The sequence below is a fragment of the Pseudomonas azerbaijanoccidentalis genome (genome assembly GCF_019145495.1).
Taxonomy (GTDB): Bacteria; Pseudomonadota; Gammaproteobacteria; order Pseudomonadales; family Pseudomonadaceae; genus Aquipseudomonas; species Aquipseudomonas azerbaijanoccidentalis.
Genome location: NZ_JAHSTU010000004.1, coordinates 454,024 through 473,068, shown reverse-complemented (window position 1 = coordinate 473,068; position 19,045 = coordinate 454,024). Strand labels below are relative to the sequence as shown.

General features: G+C 59.3%; 18 protein-coding genes and 1 pseudogene. 6 read left to right on the top strand and 13 right to left on the bottom strand.

Translation table 11 applies throughout. The features are described 5' to 3' along the window. The gene (gene exbB / locus KVG88_RS16395) at positions 1-969 is read right to left on the bottom strand and encodes a tonB-system energizer ExbB (RefSeq protein WP_217872030.1); all 969 of its coding nucleotides are present in this window, start codon (positions 967-969) and stop codon (positions 1-3) included. A 189-nt stretch (positions 970-1,158) separates the two neighbouring features. On the opposite strand from exbB, the gene KVG88_RS16390 reads away from it, so the two are divergent. Beyond that, positions 1,159-2,013: an SDR family oxidoreductase gene (locus KVG88_RS16390; protein WP_217872029.1), complete on the top strand. Its 855-nt coding sequence runs from the start codon at positions 1,159-1,161 to the stop codon at positions 2,011-2,013. Between the two features lie 87 nt (positions 2,014-2,100). Here KVG88_RS16390 and KVG88_RS16385 read toward each other — a convergent pair whose 3' ends face one another. The 6 genes from KVG88_RS16385 to KVG88_RS16360 form a co-directional block, all read right to left on the bottom strand. Further along, the gene (locus KVG88_RS16385; protein ID WP_217872028.1) at positions 2,101-2,841 is read right to left on the bottom strand and encodes a hypothetical protein; all 741 of its coding nucleotides are present in this window, start codon (positions 2,839-2,841) and stop codon (positions 2,101-2,103) included. Between the two features lie 68 nt (positions 2,842-2,909). Continuing rightward, entirely contained in the window at positions 2,910-3,290 is a 381-nt protein-coding gene (locus KVG88_RS16380; RefSeq protein ID WP_003229509.1) for a RidA family protein, read from the bottom strand. A 24-nt stretch (positions 3,291-3,314) separates the two neighbouring features. Further along, a complete protein-coding gene (gene spoT / locus KVG88_RS16375; protein WP_008047084.1) occupies positions 3,315-5,420 on the bottom strand; it encodes a bifunctional GTP diphosphokinase/guanosine-3',5'-bis pyrophosphate 3'-pyrophosphohydrolase in 2,106 nt (701 codons plus the stop codon). 57 nt (positions 5,421-5,477) lie between these two features. After that, positions 5,478-5,741, bottom strand: coding sequence for a DNA-directed RNA polymerase subunit omega (rpoZ, locus tag KVG88_RS16370; RefSeq protein WP_007921129.1), 264 nt, complete (start codon positions 5,739-5,741; stop codon positions 5,478-5,480). Positions 5,742-5,908: 167 nt separating this feature from the next. Then, positions 5,909-6,529, bottom strand: coding sequence for a guanylate kinase (gene gmk, locus KVG88_RS16365; protein ID WP_150702374.1), 621 nt, complete (start codon positions 6,527-6,529; stop codon positions 5,909-5,911). A gap of 12 nt (positions 6,530-6,541) precedes the next feature. Next, complete coding sequence (locus KVG88_RS16360) at positions 6,542-7,405, bottom strand: YicC/YloC family endoribonuclease (RefSeq protein WP_150702375.1); 864 nt, start codon at positions 7,403-7,405, stop codon at positions 6,542-6,544. Positions 7,406-7,672: 267 nt separating this feature from the next. Here KVG88_RS16360 and rph point away from each other — a divergent pair, with 267 nt between their 5' ends. The 3 genes from rph to gltS all read left to right on the top strand — a co-directional run bounded on the left by rph (position 7,673) and on the right by gltS (position 10,316). Then, positions 7,673-8,395 (top strand): ribonuclease PH, encoded by a 723-nt coding sequence (gene rph, locus KVG88_RS16355; protein ID WP_047535109.1) that lies wholly within the window; start codon positions 7,673-7,675, stop codon positions 8,393-8,395. 28 nt (positions 8,396-8,423) lie between these two features. Continuing rightward, a complete protein-coding gene (locus tag KVG88_RS16350) occupies positions 8,424-8,792 on the top strand; it encodes a DUF4870 domain-containing protein (protein WP_217872027.1) in 369 nt (122 codons plus the stop codon). Positions 8,793-9,110: 318 nt separating this feature from the next. After that, the gene (gene gltS / locus KVG88_RS16345; protein WP_150702406.1) at positions 9,111-10,316 is read left to right on the top strand and encodes a sodium/glutamate symporter; all 1,206 of its coding nucleotides are present in this window, start codon (positions 9,111-9,113) and stop codon (positions 10,314-10,316) included. A 78-nt stretch (positions 10,317-10,394) separates the two neighbouring features. Here the strand turns inward: gltS and crc are convergent, their stop codons facing one another. After that, entirely contained in the window at positions 10,395-11,174 is a 780-nt protein-coding gene (crc, locus tag KVG88_RS16340; protein WP_008062840.1) for a catabolite repression control protein Crc, read from the bottom strand. A gap of 82 nt (positions 11,175-11,256) precedes the next feature. Between crc and pyrE the strand changes: the two genes are divergently transcribed. Then, on the top strand, positions 11,257-11,901 hold the full coding sequence (gene pyrE, locus KVG88_RS16335) for an orotate phosphoribosyltransferase (RefSeq protein ID WP_217872026.1): 645 nt from the start codon (positions 11,257-11,259) through the stop codon (positions 11,899-11,901). 179 nt (positions 11,902-12,080) lie between these two features. Here pyrE and argB read toward each other — a convergent pair whose 3' ends face one another. From argB to coaBC, 4 genes and pseudogenes are all read right to left on the bottom strand, one after another. Continuing rightward, positions 12,081-12,986: an acetylglutamate kinase gene (gene argB, locus KVG88_RS16330; RefSeq protein ID WP_008047078.1), complete on the bottom strand. Its 906-nt coding sequence runs from the start codon at positions 12,984-12,986 to the stop codon at positions 12,081-12,083. Between the two features lie 17 nt (positions 12,987-13,003). Further along, a pseudogene (locus tag KVG88_RS16325) lies at positions 13,004-14,380 on the bottom strand (phosphomannomutase/phosphoglucomutase); the annotation flags it as partial. Positions 14,381-14,675: 295 nt separating this feature from the next. Beyond that, entirely contained in the window at positions 14,676-15,131 is a 456-nt protein-coding gene (dut, locus tag KVG88_RS16320; protein WP_150702378.1) for a dUTP diphosphatase, read from the bottom strand. A 5-nt stretch (positions 15,132-15,136) separates the two neighbouring features. Further along, on the bottom strand, positions 15,137-16,345 hold the full coding sequence (gene coaBC / locus KVG88_RS16315; protein ID WP_150702379.1) for a bifunctional phosphopantothenoylcysteine decarboxylase/phosphopantothenate--cysteine ligase CoaBC: 1,209 nt from the start codon (positions 16,343-16,345) through the stop codon (positions 15,137-15,139). Between the two features lie 135 nt (positions 16,346-16,480). Between coaBC and radC the strand changes: the two genes are divergently transcribed. Continuing rightward, entirely contained in the window at positions 16,481-17,155 is a 675-nt protein-coding gene (gene radC, locus KVG88_RS16310) for a RadC family protein (protein WP_150702380.1), read from the top strand. A 132-nt stretch (positions 17,156-17,287) separates the two neighbouring features. Here the strand turns inward: radC and KVG88_RS16305 are convergent, their stop codons facing one another. Beyond that, a complete protein-coding gene (locus KVG88_RS16305; RefSeq protein WP_217872025.1) occupies positions 17,288-18,874 on the bottom strand; it encodes an ABC transporter substrate-binding protein in 1,587 nt (528 codons plus the stop codon). Between the last annotated feature and the right edge of the window lie 171 nt (positions 18,875-19,045).

Here is a 19,045-nt window from a genome sequence, read left to right as displayed (position 1 = left end):
TTACCCCACTTTCACCATGTGCGGTTGCGAGCTGCGCTCAGGCTGGTGATCGAGGTCGCGGCTGACCAGCAGCAGGACTTCTGCCGACGCGTCGGCAACCTGCGCCTTGTAACCGGTGATGGAGCGGGCGAACACGTTATAGATCACGACCGCAGGAATCGCCGCGACCAGACCCAGTGCAGTGGCCAGCAGGGCTTCGGCAATGCCGGGTGCCACAACGGCGAGGTTGGTGGTCTGGGTTTTGGCGATGCCGATGAAGCTGTTCATGATGCCCCATACGGTGCCGAACAGACCAACGAACGGCGCAGTCGAACCGATGGTGGCGAGTACGCCGGTGCCGCTGCTCATGTTGCGACCACAAGCTGCTACCAGGCGCTCAAGACGGAAAGCCACGCGCTCCTTGATGCCTTCTTTCTCGCGGGCGCTGGCCGACAAATGCATTTCTTCCAGGGCGTCGTGGACCAGCAGATTGGCGAGGGTGCCAGGCTTGGTCGCCGAGGCACTGGCTTCTTTAAGCGTGGCGGCTTTTTTCAGGTGGACGATTTCGGTACGCAGACGACGCTTGGCGCCCATCAGCTCGAAGCCCTTGGCGATCCAGATGGTCCAGGTGATGATCGAGGCGATGGCCAGGCCGATCATGACGGCTTTTACGATGATGTCGGCGTTCTGATACATGCCCCACGGCGACAAGTCATGGGCCATGCCCAGTGTATTATCGGCTTCGAGGACTTCAGGAGCGTCTTCACCGAGTGCGTCTGCCGGTACGGCCTGGGCCGGATCGGTCGCAGCCGGGGCCACTGCCGGAGCAGCGTGGTCGGCTGGCGCAGCGGCGGCGGCCGGGGTGGCTGGCGCTTGGGCGTCAGCGAAGGCGCTGATCGGTGCCAGCATGAGGCTGAGCAGCAGGGCGGCCACTGCGCTCCAGGCGCGAGGTCGTTTGGTTGGCGAAGCGGGGAATTGATTGCGTGTCATGCTGGCCGGACCTGAGAGAAAAAAACGGGTGATGTTCTTCCAGGCCTCGAAAGGCCGAGAACAAAAGTGGCACGTATTATTGCAAGTAATTCTTGTTAACAAAAGTAATAGAGTATCTTTTTTTCCTGCATTGCTAGCCGCTCGTCCATTGCCGGCGCTAGTCTGTCCGTTTCCAAGGGGAGTTTTCTGATGTCCGCGCCTTCTGTTTTGATCGCCGGTTGCGGTGATGTTGGCAGCCGCCTGGCCACGCAATTGTTGGCTTCGGGCTGGGAGGTCCACGGCTTGCGGCGCGACGTTTCACGCCTGCCCAAGGGCGTCATTGGCGTGGCCGGTGACTTGTTCAACAAGGAGTGCCCGCCGACCTGGCCGATCGGTGCGGTGGATTACCTGGTGTACTGCGCCGCCGCCACCGATCACGATGAAGACGGCTACCGAGCCGCTTACATTCAGGGTTTGCAGCATGTGCTGGAGTGGCTGGGCGATTATGGCCAGGTGCCTAATCGCGTGCTGTTCGTGTCCAGCAGCAGCGTTTACGGCCAGCAAGAGGGCGAGTGGGTTGATGAGACTTCGCCAGCTGTGGCGTCCAGCTACTCAGGACGCGTTATGCTGGAAGCCGAACAGATCGCCCTCAACAGCGGCATTCCCGCCAGCATTGTGCGGCTGACCGGTATTTACGGGCCTGGCCGCGAATGGTTGCTGACCCAGGTGCGTCGCGGGTATCGCGTGGCGGTCGATCCTCCTCTGTACGCCAACCGGATTCATGCTGATGATGCAGCAGGGTTGATGGCATGCCTGCTTGAAGCGGATCGGCGCGGGGTGAAGCTGGAGGATATCTACATCGGTGTGGATGACGCGCCAGCCGCGTTGGCCGATGTGGTGGGTTGGTTGCGCGAGTATCTGGGCGTGACAGACTGGGCCGATGACGCCAGCGTGCGCCGCACGGGCAGCAAGCGTTGCAGTAATGCGCGGGCGAAAGCGTTGGGCTGGACGCCGAAGTATCCGAGCTTTCGTGAAGGTTATGCGGCGATTCTCGAAGGGAGCTGAAAGCAAAAGATCGCGGCCTTCGGCAGCTTCTACAGGGTCATGCATACACCTGCAGGAACTGCCGAAGGCTGCGATCTTTTCAATGGGTCACTGCTTTTCCAGCAACCACTTGCGGTCACCCGGCGTGAACGAAGGCATCTCGTCCGCTTGGGCGGTGTTTACGGTCTGGAAGATTTCCAGTTCTTTACCCTTGCGCGCAAAGATCCAGGCATTGCCTTGGCCATTGAGTTGCAGCCACATGTTGTCGTTGCCGCCGCTCATGGAGGCGCAATCGCCCGCCAGGCACAACGCGTAGCGATCGCTGCCCGGCAAACCGGTCACCTGGCCGTCGGCCTGGAATTGCACCGTGCCGCCTTCGCCGGGGCCGCTGACGACTTTCCAGCTGCCGCCCAGATAAGCGGCATACAGTGCCCGCTCGAAGCTGGCTCCCAGCGGCGCGCCATCCGGCACCGGGATCAGCGCACGGTCGAAGACTTGCTCCGGCTCGTTGTCGCTGGCGGCCTGGCTCAGTTGTTTGCCGTCACGCTTGAGTTCGCTGGCGGAGCTGCCATAGAAGTCGACTTTCCAGGCACCGGACTGTTCGCCCAGCAGCTTGCCTTCGACATTTTCAAAGCCATTGGTGTAACGGGCCTGACCGGCCTTGGTGTTGACGTCCCATTCCAGGTTCGGGCCATAAGCCTGGAGCGCTTCGCGCAGGGGAACACCTTTGGATGCAGCGTCAATCGCCACCTGGTTGATCCAGGTGCCGCTGATATCACGGTCGGCAGGGTCGCTGGCACATCCGCCCAAGAACAGGGCGAGCAGCGAGAGAGCAAGCGCTTTGCGCATGGGTGGAATCCTTTCAAGCTTTCTTTACAGCAGAGCCGTTGGCGCAGCCTGAGGCTGCGCCGCACGCATTACTCGATGACCAGGATGGCATCCATTTCAACCTGCGAACCCTTTGGCAGGGCTGCTACGCCGATGGCGGCACGGGCTGGGTAAGGCTGATCGAAGTACTTGCCCATGATCTCGTTGACCTTGGCGAAGTGGCTCAGGTCGGTGAGGAAGATGTTCAGTTTGACGATGTCTTTGAACGAACCGCCGGCGGCTTCAGCCACGGCTTTGAGGTTCTCGAAGACCTGAACGGTCTGGGCTTCGAAGCCTTCAACCAGTTCCATGGTTTTTGGGTCCAGAGGAATCTGACCCGACATGTAAACGGTGTTGCCAGCCTTGATCGCCTGGGAATAAGTACCGATGGCGGCCGGGGCCTTGTCGCTGGTGATAACAGTCTTGGTCATTTAGGACTCCTTGTAAGGACGGGCTTAGGCGCGCATGCGGGTGATGCGAATCACCCCGGTCAGTGCACGCAGTTTCTTGATCACACGGGCCAGGTGCACGCGGTCGTGCACGCTGACCACCAACTGGACCACGCTGATGCGACCATCGCGTTCATCCATGCTGATTTTCTCGATATTGCCGTCGGCCGCGTTGACGCTGCTGGCCAGCAGGGCGATCAGGCCGCGCTGGTGTTCCAGCTCGACGCGCAGTTCGACGTTGAATTCGCCGGTGACATCCTTGGCCCACGAGAGCTGGATGCATTTTTCCGGGTTGTGGCGGATTTCGCTGATGTTGCGGCAGTTGTCCAGGTGCACGACCATGCCTTTGCCCGCAGACAGGTGGCCGACAATCGGGTCGCCCGGGATCGGCGTGCAGCACTTGGCGTAGCTGAGCACCAGACCTTCGGTGCCGCGAATCGCCAGCGGGCCTTCCGGGCTTGGCAACTGTTCGCCTTCGCCCAGCAGTCGACGAGCCACGACATAGGCCATGCGGTTACCCAGGCCGATGTCTTCCAGCAAGTCTTCGATCAGTTCGAGGCGGTACTCGACCAGCATCGCCTTGACCCGTTCGGCCGGGATTTTTTCCAGCGAGCTGTCAAAGCCGTTGAGGACTTTGTTCAGCAGGCGTTCGCCCAGGCTGATGGATTCGGAGCGGCGTTGCAGTTTCAGGGCATGGCGGATGTGCGTACGTGCCTTGCCGGTGACCACGAAGTTGAGCCACGCCGGGTTCGGCCGGGCGCCGGGAGCGCTGACGATCTCGACCGTGGAGCCGCTTTGCAGCGGTTCGGACAGCGGCGCGAGGCGACGGTTGATCCGGCAGGCAATGCAGCTGTTGCCGACGTCGGTGTGCACCGCGTAAGCGAAGTCGACCGCCGTGGAGCCCTTGGGCAGCTCCATGATCCGGCCTTTGGGTGTGAACACGTAGACCTCGTCCGGGAACAGGTCGATCTTCACGCTTTCGATGAATTCCAGCGAGTTGCCAGCGCGTTGCTGCATTTCCAGCACGCCTTTGACCCACTGGCGGGCGCGGGCATGAGTGCCCTTCGGCTGCTCGTCGCCGCTGGATTTGTACAGCCAATGAGCGGCGATGCCGTTGTTGGCCATCTCTTCCATTTCACGGGTGCGGATCTGGATCTCGATCGGTACGCCGTGCATGCCGAACAGCGTGGTGTGCAGCGATTGATAGCCGTTGGCCTTGGGGATCGCGATGTAATCCTTGAAGCGCCCCGGCAACGGTTTGTACAAATTATGTACAGCGCCTAGCACGCGGTAGCAGGTGTCGACCTTGTCGACGATGATCCGGAACGCATAGACGTCCATGATCTCGTTGAAGGCCCGGCGCTTGCCGCGCATTTTCTTGTAGATGCCGTAGAGGTGTTTCTGGCGACCGCTGACCTCGCCCTGAATGCCGTCGATGGCCAGGCAGTGGCTGAGGGATTCTTCGATCTTGTTGACGATTTCCTTGCGGTTGCCCCGGGCGCGTTTGACGGCCTGGTAGATCCGCGCGGAACGCATCGGGTGCATGGCCTTGAAGCCAAGGTCTTCGAATTCTATGCGGATGGCGTGCATGCCCAGCCGGTTGGCGATGGGCGCATAGATTTCCAGGGTTTCCTTGGCGATGCGCCGGCGTTTTTCGCCGGACAGCACTTCCAGCGTGCGCATGTTGTGCAGGCGGTCGGCCAGTTTGACCAGGATCACGCGGATGTCGCGCGCCATGGCCATGGCCATTTTCTGGAAGTTTTCGGCTTGGGCTTCGGCCTTGGTCTCGAAGTTCATCTGGGTCAGTTTGCTGACCCCATCGACCAGTTCGGCCACGGTTTCGCCAAACTGCGCTTGCAGCGCTTCCTTGGCAATACCGGTGTCTTCGATCACGTCATGCAGCATGGCCGCCATCAAACTCTGATGGTCCATATGCATGTCGGCAAGAATATTGGCCACGGCAAGAGGATGCGTGACGTACGCCTCACCGCTACGGCGGCGTTGACCGTCGTGGGCTTGTTCGGCGTAGAAATACGCTCGGCGGACCAGGTTGACCTGGTCTTTGCCGAGGTAGGTCGATAAGCGATCGGCGAGGGCGTCTATGCTCGGCATAATGTCTCCTGCCGTAAGCTGTGATCCCGCGCCGTGCTACGTCGACCAGGCATAGGCTTAGACGGCCTCGTTGGACTCGTCCTCGAATGCAGCAAAAAGCGGTTCATCTTCAACGATTTCGGCTTCAGCGATAGCTGCGTAGTCGATCAGGCCTTCAGCGATTTCACGCAGGGCAACGACGGTAGGCTTGTCGTTTTCCCATGCTACTTTCGGCTCTTTGCCGCCGGTGGCCAGTTGACGGGCACGCTTGGTAGAGAGCATGACCAGCTCAAAGCGGTTATCCACGTGTTCTAGGCAGTCTTCAACGGTTACGCGGGCCATGGTCTTCCTCGTAGCAAATGCAATATGCGCGCTGCCCGGATGGGCGAGCGGACTCAACAGTTTAAAAAATCACCAGCGATTAGGGAAGCGCTGATTTTTTGATCAAGCCCTTCAACGCGCTGCAAGTGCCAATGTAAAGCCCTTGCAGCTGTTTTGGGAAGTGCTCTTTAACCGAGCAATTCAGCCAGCAATTTACCGTGGCGCTGCTGCTGACGCTTCTGAATCAGCTGATTGGCACGGAAAATCGCCTTCAAATCGTGCAGTGCGTGAGCGAAATCGTCGTTGATGATCAGGTAGTCGTAGTCGACATAGTGGCTCATTTCGCTGACCGCTTCGCGCATCCGGCCATCGATGATTTCGTCGCTGTCCTGGCCGCGATTGGTCAGGCGCTGATGCAGGGCTTCAAGCGATGGCGGCAGAATGAAGATCGAACGGGCCTGCGGCATCAGCTTGCGAACCTGCTCGGCGCCCTGCCAGTCGATCTCCAGAATCAGGTCGTGACCTTCGTCCAGAGTCTGCTGCAAATGGCTTTGCGAGGTGCCGTAGAGGTTGCCGAACACTTCGGCGCGCTCGAGAAAATCCCCGTGTTCGATCATCTTCACGAACTGTTCGCGGGCGACGAAGTTGTAGTTCACGCCGTCCACTTCGCCCGGGCGCATGGCGCGGGTGGTGTGGGAAACCGAGACGCGGATCTCTGGATTGGCGTCGGTCAGAGCCTTGACGAGGCTGCTTTTGCCCGCGCCCGAGGGAGCGGAGATGATGTACAGGGTGCCGGTGCTGTGGGTCATGTCAGGGTTGCCTTACTCAATATTCTGCACTTGTTCGCGCATCTGCTCGATCAACACTTTGAGGTTGACCGCAGCCTGGGTGCTGCGCGGGTCGAAGGCTTTGGAGCCCAGTGTGTTGGCTTCGCGGTTGAGTTCCTGCATCAGGAAGTCCAGGCGCCGCCCGGCAGCGCCGCCGGATTTGAGTACCCTGCGAACTTCGATGATGTGTGTGCTCAGGCGATCCAGTTCTTCGGCGACGTCGCTTTTTTGCGCGAGCATGACCATTTCCTGCTCCAGGCGCTGCGGGTCCATCTCGGCCTTCATGTCGGCGAAACGGTCGAGCACTTTCTGGCGCTGGGTGGCGAGCATTTGCGGAACCAGTTCGCGCAGGGTCACCACGTCCTCTTCAATGGACGTCAGGCGCTCGTTGATCAACCGGGCCAGCTCCGCGCCTTCGCGCTCGCGGCCGGCCTTGAGTTCTTTCAGGCCTTGGTTGAACAGGGCCAGTGCCTCGGCATTCAAGGCTTGCGGGTCGGTGGCATCACCCACCAGCACGCCGGGCCAGGCCAGGACTTCGAGCGGGTTCAGCGCGGCTGGATTCTTGATCAGGCTAGCGATTGTCTCTGCGGCGGCAACCAATTGCGCAGCGCGCGCCTGGTCAACCTGCAACGCTTTGCCGGTGTTCTCTTCGGTGAAGCGCAGGGTGCATTCGAGCTTGCCCCGCGATACGCCCTGGCGCAGGGCTTCACGAACGGCGCCTTCGAGGTCGCGAAAGGAGTCCGGCAGGCGCAGGTGCGGTTCCAGGTAGCGGCTGTTGACCGAGCGCAGCTCCCAGCTCAGGGTGCCCTGGACGCCGGCTTTCTCGACGCGGGCGAAGGCGGTCATGCTGTGCACCATGGAGGTACCTCGCAATGCAGATCGGCGCGGAACCGAGGCTCCGCCAATCCGATATCAATGAATTAAAGCCGACTGGCAGCAAAGGCGCAGGATTGTAGCGCAGTGGCGCCAATGCGCCCAAACACACGGTGTGACAAACGGCTGCAGGTCGTCGGGCGCGGGCCGTTCAGAGCCTTCGCTCGTCCGAGGATTTTTTTAGAAGTGCCCACGCGTGGCTGGCAGCTCTATAATGCTCCGCAGTTTTCCGTCCCCGTACAGGTATCCCTTATGAAACGTCCAAGTGGTCGCGCTGCCGATCAGCTCCGCTCGATCCGCATTACCCGCAACTACACCAAACACGCCGAGGGATCTGTACTGGTCGAGTTCGGTGATACCAAAGTCATCTGCACCGTCAGCGTCGAAAACGGCGTACCACGCTTCCTCAAGGGCCAAGGCCAGGGCTGGTTGACTGCCGAGTACGGCATGCTGCCGCGCGCCACCGGTGAGCGTAACCAGCGTGAAGCGAGCCGTGGCAAGCAGGGCGGCCGCACCCTGGAAATCCAGCGCCTGATCGGCCGCTCCCTGCGCGCTGCACTGGATATGTCCAAGCTGGGCGACGTGACCCTGTACGTCGACTGCGACGTGATCCAGGCTGACGGTGGCACCCGCACTGCGTCCATCACCGGCGCCATGGTTGCGCTGGTCGACGCCTTGAAAGTGATCAAGAAGCGTGGCGGCCTGAAAGGCGGCGACCCGCTCAAGCAAATGATCGGTGCGGTATCGGTTGGCATGTACCAGGGCGAGCCGGTACTCGACCTCGACTACCTGGAAGACTCGGCTGCCGAGACTGACCTCAACGTGGTGATGACCAGCACGGGCGGTTTCATCGAGGTTCAGGGCACTGCCGAAGGCGCGCCGTTCCAGCCTGAAGAGCTGAACGCCATGCTGGAACTGGCCAAGAAAGGCATGAACGAGATTTTCGATCTGCAAAAGGCTGCACTGGCGGACTGACCGGATTGTTCCACGCAAGGAGGACGTTATGAGTGACGAGCAACAGCTGCTTCCCACGCCGAGCAAAGAAGTTCGGCAGTGGGCGATGTTTTGCCACTTGTCCGCCTTGCTGGGGATCTGGATTCCGTTCGGCACGCTGATCGGCCCGTTGATTCTCTGGCAGATGAAGCGCGAGATGGACCCGTTCGTCGATGCGCAGGGTAAAGAGGCGCTGAACTTTCAGATTACCGTCGCCATTGCTTCTGCCATTTGCTTCCTGCTGATGGTGGTGATCATCGGGTTCTTCCTCTTTGGCCTGATTGCCATTGGCGCTCTGGTGCTGACGATCATCGCGGGCGTGAAGGCCAATGAGGGGTTTCCTTATCGGTATCCGTTCACATGGCGCTTGATTAAGTAAACCAGGCACTGCAATTAATAAATGCCCCGACTTGTCGGGGCATTTTTTGTTATCAAATATTTCATCAGGCAACTTCGATTACATGTCTACACCTTTGGTCACAACTGTAAATCCGCATTGCAGTCTATATCCTTGGCAATGAGGCTGGGCGGTTGTTAAAGTTGCCACCAAGTAATATTTATTAGAAATATTTCGATATATTCAGACCATTGACGGATACTGAAATCAAAACAGTCAGCGTTGATGAAAATCAACCTGTTCAAGAGGCGTGTCCAGGTAAACAGTTCGCCCCTGAATGAATCATTCAAGATTATCTCAATGTTACAGCTCGATTTTTATGGAACGCTCGTCGCTGCGTCCTTAGTACTCTTACTGGGTCGCGGACTTGTCACGCGTGTCGGTTTTTTACGTGCTTACAATATCCCTGAGCCTGTCGCGGGCGGCCTTATGGTTGCCCTGGTTCTATTGGTTTTACGATTGTTCGATATTGAAGTGCGTTTTGACACCTCGCTACAAACACCCTTGATGCTGGCTTTTTTCGCCACCATTGGGTTGAGTGCAGACTTCGCCAGCCTGAAGAAAGGTGGACGCGTGGTGGGGGTGTTTGTATTAGCGGTCACCGGTCTGTTGGTGGTTCAGAATGCCATGGGCATCGGGCTTGCAACGGCATTGGGGCTCGACCCTCTGATGGGGCTGCTGACAGGCTCGGTGACGTTGGCAGGTGGTCACGGCACGGGCGCTGCCTGGGGTGCGACGTTCAGTGAAAAGTACGGTCTGGCCTCCGCCTCCGAGCTTGCCATGGCTTCTGCCACGTTTGGCTTGGTGCTGGGCGGTTTGATTGGCGGGCCGGTCGCTCGACTGCTGATCAAGCGCACACAAGTCCCCGGCTGTTCTAAAGATAAGCCACGGCTACCAAAGGGCTTTGAGCAGCCGAATAAAGAACGCTCGATCACGCCATTTTCGTTTATCGAGACACTCGCGTTGATTGCTGTCAGCTTGTTGGCAGGTAATCTCTTGAATGGCGCGCTCCGCGAAACTGCATTTGAGTTGCCGACATTCGTTTGCGTATTGTTCGTGGGCGTGCTTTTGCGTAACGGACTTTCAGCGCTTGGTTTATATCAAGTGTTTGAGCGCGAAGTTTCTGTACTGGGAAATGTCAGTTTGTCGCTGTTTCTGGCAATCGCGCTGATGTCACTCAAGTTGTGGGATCTGGCTGCACTGGCATTACCAATCTTCATTATTCTCGCCGCACAAACGCTGGTCATGGCTCTGTTCGCGATATTCGTGACGTTCAGAGTGATGGGCAGTAATTACGATGCGGCGGTACTGGCGGCAGGGCATTGCGGCTTTGGTCTGGGGGCCACTCCGACGGCCATCGCTAACATGCAAGCCGTAACGCAGCGTTACGGCCCTTCGCAGATCGCATTCCTGGTCGTGCCGATGGTTGGCGCGTTCTTCATCGACATCATTAACGTCATTGTGATCAAGCTGTACCTTGCGCTACCCTTCTTTGGCGTTGCCTGAAGTTCGGAACACGGATTTCAGCGCATAAAAAATGCCCGTATCTCACGATACGGGCATTTTTTTGTCCGCGACAAACGTTTAGATCGTCAGCGTCCAGTCGTAGTCCACGATCAGCGGCGCATGCTGCGAGAACCGTGGCTGACGTGGCAGGCGCGCACTGCGTACGAAGCGGCGCAGGCCCGGGGTCAGGATCTGGTAGTCGAAACGCCAGCCGAGGTTGAGCATTTCGGCCTGTTCGTTATCCGGCCACCAGCTGTACTGGTCGCCTTCACGGCTGACTTCGCGCAGGGCATCGACATAACCCATGTTGCCGACAATCTCGTCCATCCAGGCGCGTTCAGGCGCCAGGAAGCCCGGGGATTGCTGGCTGTCGCGCCAGTTCTTGATGTCCAGCTTCTGTTGCGCCACGTACAGCGAGCCACAATAAATGTACTCGCGGCGTTTGCGCCGTTGCTTGTCCAGGTACTTGGCGAAGTCGTCCATGAGCTTGAACTTCTGGTTCAAGTCTTCATCGCCGTTCATGCCGGATGGAAGCAACAAGGTTGCAATACTGACTTTGTCGAAATCGGCTTGCAGGTAGCGCCCGTAGCGGTCGGCCGTCTCGAAACCGAGACCGCTGATGACAGCCTTCGGTTGCAACCGCGAGTACAAAGCCACACCGCCTTGGGCGGGAACTTCGGCATCGCAGGCATAAAGGAAGTATCCATCCAGTTGGAAGGCTGGATCGTCCAGTTCAAAGGCGGAGGCACGGGTGTCCTGCAGGCAGATGACGTCGGCATTCTGTGCCTGCAGCCAACTGAGCAAACCTCGCTCGACTGCAGCCTGAATACCATTGACGTTCACACTGATGATCCGCATAAATGGCCCCAAAAATCGCGTGCGTGTATGATACACGGCGTCAAGCTAATTAGCTAAATCCGTGGTATTTGGGGTTTTTTTCATGCAAGCGTATCAGCGCGATTTCATTCGTTTTGCCATCGATCGCGGCGTTTTGCGCTTCGGTGAGTTCACCCTGAAGTCCGGGCGCACCAGTCCTTACTTCTTCAATGCCGGCCTGTTCAACTCGGGCTCGGCCCTGGCGCAGCTCGGTCGTTTCTACGCCGCCGCCATTGCCGAAAGCGGTATTCCCTTCGACGTGCTGTTCGGTCCTGCCTACAAAGGCATTCCTTTGGCGGCGACCACTGCCGTGGCCTTGGCCGAACATCACAACCGTGACTTGCCGTGGTGCTTCAACCGCAAGGAAGCCAAGGCCCACGGCGAAGGCGGCAGCCTGGTCGGCGCGCCGTTGACCGGCGAAGTGCTGATCATTGACGACGTGATCACCGCCGGTACCGCCATCCGAGAAGTGATGCAGATCATTGCTTCCCAGGACGGCGCCAAGGCGACTGGCGTGCTGATTGCCCTGAACCGGCAGGAGCGTGGCAACGGTGAATTGTCGGCGATCCAGGAAGTGGAGCGTGATTTCGGCATTCCGGTGATCAGCATCGTTTCGCTGAACCAGGTGCTGGAATTCCTGGCGGATGACCCGCAGCTCAAACAGCATTTGCCAGCCGTGGAAGCCTACCGCGCTCAGTTCGGCGTCTAACGAGCTCGTCGCAATTCCCGCGTAGGAGCTGCCGAAGGCTGCGATCTTTTGATTTAAGATCAAAGGATCGCAGCCCTCGGCAGCTCCTACACAGGTGATGTGCAATGTTCGGGGATCGCAGGCAAAAAAAAGACCCCGCTCAGCCAGGCTGAGCGGGGTCTTTTTGTGTGCGCTATCGCTTAAGGACGCTTGCGATTGCTGATCAAGGTGCCGACGCCGGTATCAGTGAAGATCTCCAGCAGGATCGCGTTCGGCACGCGACCGTCGATGATCAGCGAGCTGCCCACGCCGCCCTGGACCGCTTCCAGTGCGCAACGGATCTTCGGCAGCATGCCGCCGTAGATGGTGCCGTCGGCGATCAGATCGTCGACCTGCTGGGTCGTCAGGCCGGTCAGGACCGTGCCCGACTTGTCCATCAGGCCGGCAATGTTGGTCAGCAGCATCAGCTTCTCGGCTTTCAGCGCTTCGGCGACTTTACCGGCTACCAGGTCGGCGTTGATGTTGTACGACTCGCCGTTGGCGCCGACGCCGATAGGCGCGATTACCGGGATGAAATCACCTTTGACCAGCAGGTTCAGCAGGTCGGTGTTGATGCCGACCACTTCGCCCACATGGCCGATGTCGATGATTTCAGGGGTGGTCATCTCTGGCGTCTGGCGGGTGACAGTGAGCTTTTTCGCACGAATCAGCTCGGCGTCTTTACCGGTCAGGCCGATGGCGCTGCCACCATGACGGTTGATCAGGTTGACGATGTCCTTGTTGACTTGGCCACCGAGGACCATTTCCACCACGTCCATGGTTGCGGCGTCGGTAACGCGCATGCCGTCGACGAAATGGCTCTCGATCGACAGACGCTTGAGCAGGTCACCGATTTGCGGGCCGCCACCGTGAACCACCACCGGGTTGATGCCCACGGCTTTCATCAGCACGATGTCGCGGGCGAAGCCGGTTTTCAGCTCCTCGCTTTCCATCGCGTTGCCGCCGTATTTGATCACCAGCGTCTTGCCGACATAGCGGCGAATGTAAGGCAGCGCTTCGGACAGGACCTTGGCGGTGTTGGCGGCGGCTTCGCGTTCGAGGGTCATTCAGGGCTCCGGGTGAATCAGAACGGTAGTTGGAGATCAGGTGCAACACGCTTCAACTGGGCGTGGAAAACGTCCTTGATGCGCTGCAATTCAGCCTCGTCATCGGCCTCGAAGCGCAGCACCAGCACCGGTGTGGTGTTGGAGGCGCGAACCAGGCCCCAGCCTTTGGCATAGTCGACTCGCACGCCGTCGATGGTGGTCAGGTCAGCGCCTTCGCCCCACGTCGCGTCGTGCAATGCATCAATGATGCTGAATTTGCTCTCTTCGGTCACATGGATATTGATTTCCGGCGTAGAAATATCGTTCGGGAAGGTCGCGAACAGCTCTTCCGCTGAGGATTTTTCCTTGCTGAGGATCTCCAGCAACCGCGCGGCGCTGTAAATGCCGTCGTCGAAGCCGAACCAGCGCTCCTTGAAGAAGATGTGCCCGCTCATTTCGCCGGCCAACAGGGCGCCGGATTGTTTCATTTTCTTTTTGATCAACGAGTGACCGGTCTTCCACATTAGCGGCCGACCACCGTATTCCTTGATCAGCGGGATCAGGCGACGGGTGCATTTAACGTCGAAGATAATTTCGGCATTCGGGTTGCGCGCCACAACGTCGCGGGCGAACAGCATCAGCAGGCGGTCCGGGAAGACGATGCTTCCGGTGTTGGTCACCACGCCGACGCGATCGCCGTCGCCGTCGAAGGCCAGGCCGATATCGGCGTTGGTTTCCTTGACCTTGGCAATCAGGTCGACGAGGTTTTCAGGCTTGCCCGGGTCCGGGTGGTGGTTCGGGAAGTTGCCGTCGACTTCACAGAACAGGGGGATCACTTCGCAGTTCAGCGCTTCGATCAGTTGCGGGGCGATCACGCCGGCCGCACCGTTGCCGCAGTCGACCACGACTTTCAGGCGTCGGGCCAGTTTGACGTCCTGGACGATTTCGGTGCTGTAGCGGTCGAGGATCTCGACTTTGGTGATGCTGCCTTGGCCGCTGCTCAGGTTGTTGGTCTTGAGGCGGTCGTGCAGGGCCTGGATCTGTTCGTTGGCCAGGGTGTCGCCAGCGATGACGATCTTGAAGCCGTTGTAGTTCGACGGGTTGTGGCTGCCGGTGAGCATCACGCCGGATTTGCCGGCCAGTATGTTGGCGGCGTAGTACAGCGCAGGCGTTGGCACCAGGCCGACATCGCTGACGTGACAACCGCTGTCGGCCAGGCCCTGGATCAATTGTTCAACCAGTTCCGGGCCGGACAGGCGACCGTCACGGCCAACGGAAATGTTCGGTTCATTCTGGGCCAGGGTTTGGGCACCGATGGCGCGACCGAGCCAGTAAGCCGTTTCAGCGTTCAGAAACTCCGGCACGGTGCCGCGAATGTCATAGGCGCGGAAAATGCTGTCGGGGAACTTGGGGGCGACGCGGGCGGGGGTGCTCATCTGTAGCAATGCTCCATCTCGAAAGTGGCTGGACAGGTCGCCGAAACATTTGGCGACACGTTCAAACTGAAGGGTATGACGGCGATTTCCACAGAGAGTTCGTGGTGTGAAAGGGCCATGCCAGCAATGTCAGCGTCTTTTTGACCGGCCAATACCTCGATTCAGACGCTCTCCTGTAGGAGCTGCCGTAGGCTGCGATCTTTTGATTTTGGCTGTTCAAGATCAAAGGATCGCAGCCTGCGGCAGTCCTACAGGGTTTAGCGTTTTTACCGGGTCATTTGGTACCGGAGTGGCCGAAACCGCCCGTGCCACGCTCGGTTTCGACAAACTCTTCAACCATTTCGAAGTGAGCCTGTACCACTGGCACCAATACCAACTGCGCCAGGCGCTCGCCAACCGGCATGGTGAATTCGGTCTGGCCACGGTTCCAGCACGAGACCATCAGCGGGCCTTGGTAGTCGGAGTCGATCAGGCCCACCAGGTTGCCCAGCACGATGCCGTGCTTATGGCCCATCCCCGAACGCGGCAGGATCAGTGCGGCGAGGTTCGGGTCGCCAATGTAGACCGACAGGCCGGTGGGGATCAGCACGGTCTCACCCGGTTTGATCACGGTGTCCTGTTGCAGCATGGCGCGCAGGTCGAGGCCGGCGGAGCCTGGCGTGGCGTACTGTGGCAGCGGGAATTCGGTACCAATGCGTGGGTCGAGGATCTTGGCTTGCAAAGCGTGCATGTAAATTAAACCTGGTTCAGACGTTCGGCGATAAAAGTGATCAGCTGGCGAGCAATCTTGCTCTTGCTGGTCTGGGCGAAAAGTGTGGCGTGAAGCTCACGGTCGATCACGCTGCAGGCGTTTTCTTCGCTGTTGAAGCCAATGCTCGGGTTGGCGACGTCGTTGGCGACGATCAAATCGAGGTTTTTGTCTTTCAGCTTGCGGGCAGCGTAGTCGAGCAGGTGTTCGGTTTCGGCGGCGAAACCGACACTGAACGGACGGTCGGGGCGCGTGGCGATGCTCGCCAGAATGTCTGGGTTGCGGACCATTTGCAGGACAAAGCCGTCGCCGCTCGTAGGGTCTTTCTTGAGTTTTTGTGGGGCGACGACTTCCGGACGGTAATCCGCCACCGCAGCCGAGGCGATGAAGATGTCGCAAGGAATCGCGGCTTCACACGCGGCGAGCATGTCGCGGGCGCTGACGACATCGATGCGCGTGACCCGATCCGGTGTCGGCAGGTGCACGGGGCCGCTGATCAGGGTGACTCGGGCGCCGGCTTCTACCGCGGCTTCGGCCAGGGCGAAGCCCATTTTTCCGGAGCTGTGGTTGGTGATGTAGCGCACCGGATCAATGTTTTCCTGGGTTGGGCCCGCGGTAATCACCACGTGTTTGCCGGTCAGCGCCTGACGCTGGAAGCAGTCGGCGGCGAGCTGGGCCAGATCGGTGGCTTCGAGCATGCGCCCCAGGCCGACATCGCCGCAGGCCTGGCTGCCGGAGGCCGGGCCGAAGACCTTGATCTCACGGCTTTCTAGGGTCTGCAGGTTGGCTTGGGTCGCAGGGTCGCGCCACATGGCCTGGTTCATCGCCGGGGCAACGGCGACGACGGCGTCTGTGGCCAATACCAGCGTGGTCAGCAAATCATCGGCGATGCCTTGGGCCAGGCGCGCGATCAAGTCCGCAGTGGCCGGGGCGATCAATACCAGATCGGCCCATTTGGCCAGTTCGATGTGGCCCATGGCGGCTTCGGCTGCCGGGTCCAGCAAGTCCAGGTGCACAGGGTGCCCGGACAGAGCCTGCATGGTCAGCGGGGTGATGAACTCGGCACCGCCACGGGTCATGACCACGCGTACTTCGGCGCCCTGGTCCATCAGGCGGCGAACCAGGTCGGCGCTCTTGTAGGCGGCGATGCCGCCGCCGACGCCAAGAACAATGCGTTTCCGATACAGCCGCTGCATAGGCCTGCCTTTCATTTCGTTGATGACTGCGTGGCGAAACCCCCTCCCCAGGAGTGAATTCGCCCGCAAAAAAGATGGGCTACGATATCACAGCGACCGCTACGGAACAGCGGCGCCCACAGACAGGGAGGTGCTATGAGTATTCGTGATTGGCCGGCGGCTGAGCGGCCGCGGGAGAGGTTACTTGAACAGGGCTCGGGAAGCCTGTCGGACGCCGAGTTGCTGGCGATTTTCTTACGAACAGGCGTAGTGGGTAAAAGCGCCGTGGATCTGGCGCGACATCTGTTGAGTGAATTTGGCAGCCTGCGCTCGCTGCTTGAGGCTGATCAGGAAACGTTCAGCAAGCAGTTGGGACTCGGACCGGCGAAATTTGCCCAGTTGCAGGCTGCTCAAGAAATGAGCAGGCGCCATCTGGCCGAGCGGGCGCGCCAAAAGTCGGCACTGGAAAATCCGCATGCGGTTCGCGAGTACCTCAAGTCGATGCTGCGTCATGAGCCACATGAGGTGTTTGGTTGTCTGTTTCTCGACTCCAAGCATCAGGTGCTGACGTTTGAGACGCTGTTTCGCGGTTCCATCGACAACACGAGCGTTCATCCGCGAGAGGTGGTCAAGCGTGCCTTGGCCAACAACGCCGCGGCGTTGATCCTCTGTCACAACCACCCGTCGGGCAATTCTGATCCGAGTCAGGCTGATCGGGTGCTGACCAAGCGCCTGCAAAAAGCGCTGGAGTTGATCGATGTTCGGGTGCTCGACCATTTCATCATCGGCGACGGCGATCCGTTGTCGATGGCGGAGTATGGGTGGATGTAGGTCTGAAGGGAGAATACAAATCCAGTGTGGGAGTGAGCCTGCTCGCGATGGCGTCGTGTCAGTCACTTGGACGGTAACTGAAAGAATGCAATCGCGAGCAGGCTCGCTCCTACAGGTTTTGTGTACGGCGGATTACTTGATGTTGACCTTCGAGTAATCCTGCCGCCCAAACGGGCTGACCGAGTAGCCTTCGACATCCTTGCGCGTCAGGGCGAAAGCCGTTGGATGGGCCAAAGGCAACCACAGCGCCTGCTGTTGGATCTGCGCCTGTGCCTGTTCGTAAAGCTTGGTGCGTACACCTTGCTCGCCGGTGGTCTTGCCGGCGCTGATCAGCTTGTCCAGGTCCTGGTTGCAGTAACGGGCGAAGTTAGTCCCGGACTTGAGCGCCGCGCAGGAAAACTGCGGGGTGAGGAAGTTGTCCGGATCGCCGTTGTCGCCGGCCCAACCCATGAACAGGATGTCGTGCTCACCGGCCTTGGCGCGGCGGATCAGCTCGCCCCATTCGATCACCCGGATTTCGGCCTGAATGCCGATTTCCGCAAGATCGGATTGCAGCAACTGGGCGCCCAGGCTCGGATTTGGGTTCAACAGGCTGCCTGATGGGCGAGTCCAGATCGTGGTCTGGAAGCCGTCCTTGAGCCCGGCCTTGGCCATCAACGCCTTGGCTTTCTCAACGTCATGGGGGTAGCCCGGCAAGCCTTTGGCGTAGCTCCAGGTATTGGGCGGATACGGGCCGCTGGCGGGTTCGGCGGTGTCTTCGAACACGGCTTTGACGTAGTTGGCCTTATCGAAGGCAAGGTTGATCGCTTGGCGCACTTCGGGTTTGTCCAGCGGCGGGTGCTGGCTGTTGAGGGCGACGAACGCGGTCATGAAGGCGTCAGTCTTTTCCACTTTAAGCGTCGGCTCTTTCAGCGCGGCTTGTACGTCCAGCGGCTTGGGCGACAAGGCAATCTGGCACTCGTTGCGGCGCAGTTTCTGCAAGCGCACGTTGGCGTCCGGGGTGATGGCGAAGATCAGCGGATCGACCGAAGGCTTGCCACCGAAGTAGTCCGCGTTGGCCTTGTAGCGGATAGACGCGTCTTTCTGGAAACGGGTGAAGACAAACGGGCCGGTACCGATTGGCTGATTGTTGAGCTTTTCCGGGGTCCCGGCCTTGAGCAGTTTGTCAGCGTATTCGGCCGAATAGATCGAGGCGAAGCCCATGCTGAGGGTCGGCAGGAACGTCGAATCCGGGTGGTCGAGGGTGAAACGCACGGTCAGCGGGTCGAGGGCGTCGATTTTCTTGATCAGTGCCGGCAGTTGCATCGATTGCGCATGCGGGAAGCCACTTTGGGCCACTTTGTGCCATGGGTTGGCCGGGTCGAGCATACGATCGAAGCTGAATTTCACGTCTTCGGCGGTCAATTCGCGGGTCGGGCTGAAGTACTCGGTGCGGTGGAATTTCACCTGCGGGTGCAATTTGAAGATGTAGATCAGGCCGTCGGGGCTGACTTCCCAGCTGTCGGCGAGGCTGGCGACGACTTTGCCGCTGGCGGTGTCGAAATCCACCAGACGGTTCATCAGCACGTCAGCCGAGGCGTTGGTGGTGGTCAGCGAGTTGTATTGCACCACGTCGAACCCTTCGGGGCTGGCCTCGGTGCAGACGCTCAGGGCGGCGGCCTGGGCCAATGGGCTCAGCAACAGAGGGGCAAGCAACAGCGGTAGGGCAGCGAGGCGCATGGTCGGATTCCTTTACAGATCGAAGGCCCATCTGCAAGTGCAGTCTGGAAAAGGCTTACCCTAGTGGGCTCTTTTGCAAATGACTATCCCCTTTTTCAATTTGAGGGGACTATAGGCGCCTGATTGGGGTGGGCCTTGACTGAAAAAACCCCGGGATTGGCCTGTCGAGGG

Coding starts and splice junctions, on each gene's coding strand:
- KVG88_RS16390 (WP_217872029.1), top strand. CDS start 1,159: ATGTCCGCGCCTTCTGTTTTGATCGCCGGTTGCGGTGATGTTGGCAGC.
- KVG88_RS16360 (WP_150702375.1), bottom strand. CDS start 7,405: ATGGTGCACAGCATGACCGCCTTCGCCCGCGTCGAGAAAGCCGGCGTC.
- rph (WP_047535109.1), top strand. CDS start 7,673: ATGAAACGTCCAAGTGGTCGCGCTGCCGATCAGCTCCGCTCGATCCGC.
- coaBC (WP_150702379.1), bottom strand. CDS start 16,345: ATGCAGCGGCTGTATCGGAAACGCATTGTTCTTGGCGTCGGCGGCGGC.
- KVG88_RS16385 (WP_217872028.1), bottom strand. CDS start 2,841: ATGCGCAAAGCGCTTGCTCTCTCGCTGCTCGCCCTGTTCTTGGGCGGA.
- radC (WP_150702380.1), top strand. CDS start 16,481: ATGAGTATTCGTGATTGGCCGGCGGCTGAGCGGCCGCGGGAGAGGTTA.
- spoT (WP_008047084.1), bottom strand. CDS start 5,420: ATGCCGAGCATAGACGCCCTCGCCGATCGCTTATCGACCTACCTCGGC.
- KVG88_RS16305 (WP_217872025.1), bottom strand. CDS start 18,874: ATGCGCCTCGCTGCCCTACCGCTGTTGCTTGCCCCTCTGTTGCTGAGC.
- rpoZ (WP_007921129.1), bottom strand. CDS start 5,741: ATGGCCCGCGTAACCGTTGAAGACTGCCTAGAACACGTGGATAACCGC.
- gltS (WP_150702406.1), top strand. CDS start 9,111: ATGTTACAGCTCGATTTTTATGGAACGCTCGTCGCTGCGTCCTTAGTA.
- dut (WP_150702378.1), bottom strand. CDS start 15,131: ATGCACGCTTTGCAAGCCAAGATCCTCGACCCACGCATTGGTACCGAA.
- exbB (WP_217872030.1), bottom strand. CDS start 969: ATGACACGCAATCAATTCCCCGCTTCGCCAACCAAACGACCTCGCGCC.
- gmk (WP_150702374.1), bottom strand. CDS start 6,529: ATGACCCACAGCACCGGCACCCTGTACATCATCTCCGCTCCCTCGGGC.
- pyrE (WP_217872026.1), top strand. CDS start 11,257: ATGCAAGCGTATCAGCGCGATTTCATTCGTTTTGCCATCGATCGCGGC.
- KVG88_RS16350 (WP_217872027.1), top strand. CDS start 8,424: ATGAGTGACGAGCAACAGCTGCTTCCCACGCCGAGCAAAGAAGTTCGG.
- KVG88_RS16380 (WP_003229509.1), bottom strand. CDS start 3,290: ATGACCAAGACTGTTATCACCAGCGACAAGGCCCCGGCCGCCATCGGT.
- crc (WP_008062840.1), bottom strand. CDS start 11,174: ATGCGGATCATCAGTGTGAACGTCAATGGTATTCAGGCTGCAGTCGAG.
- argB (WP_008047078.1), bottom strand. CDS start 12,986: ATGACCCTCGAACGCGAAGCCGCCGCCAACACCGCCAAGGTCCTGTCC.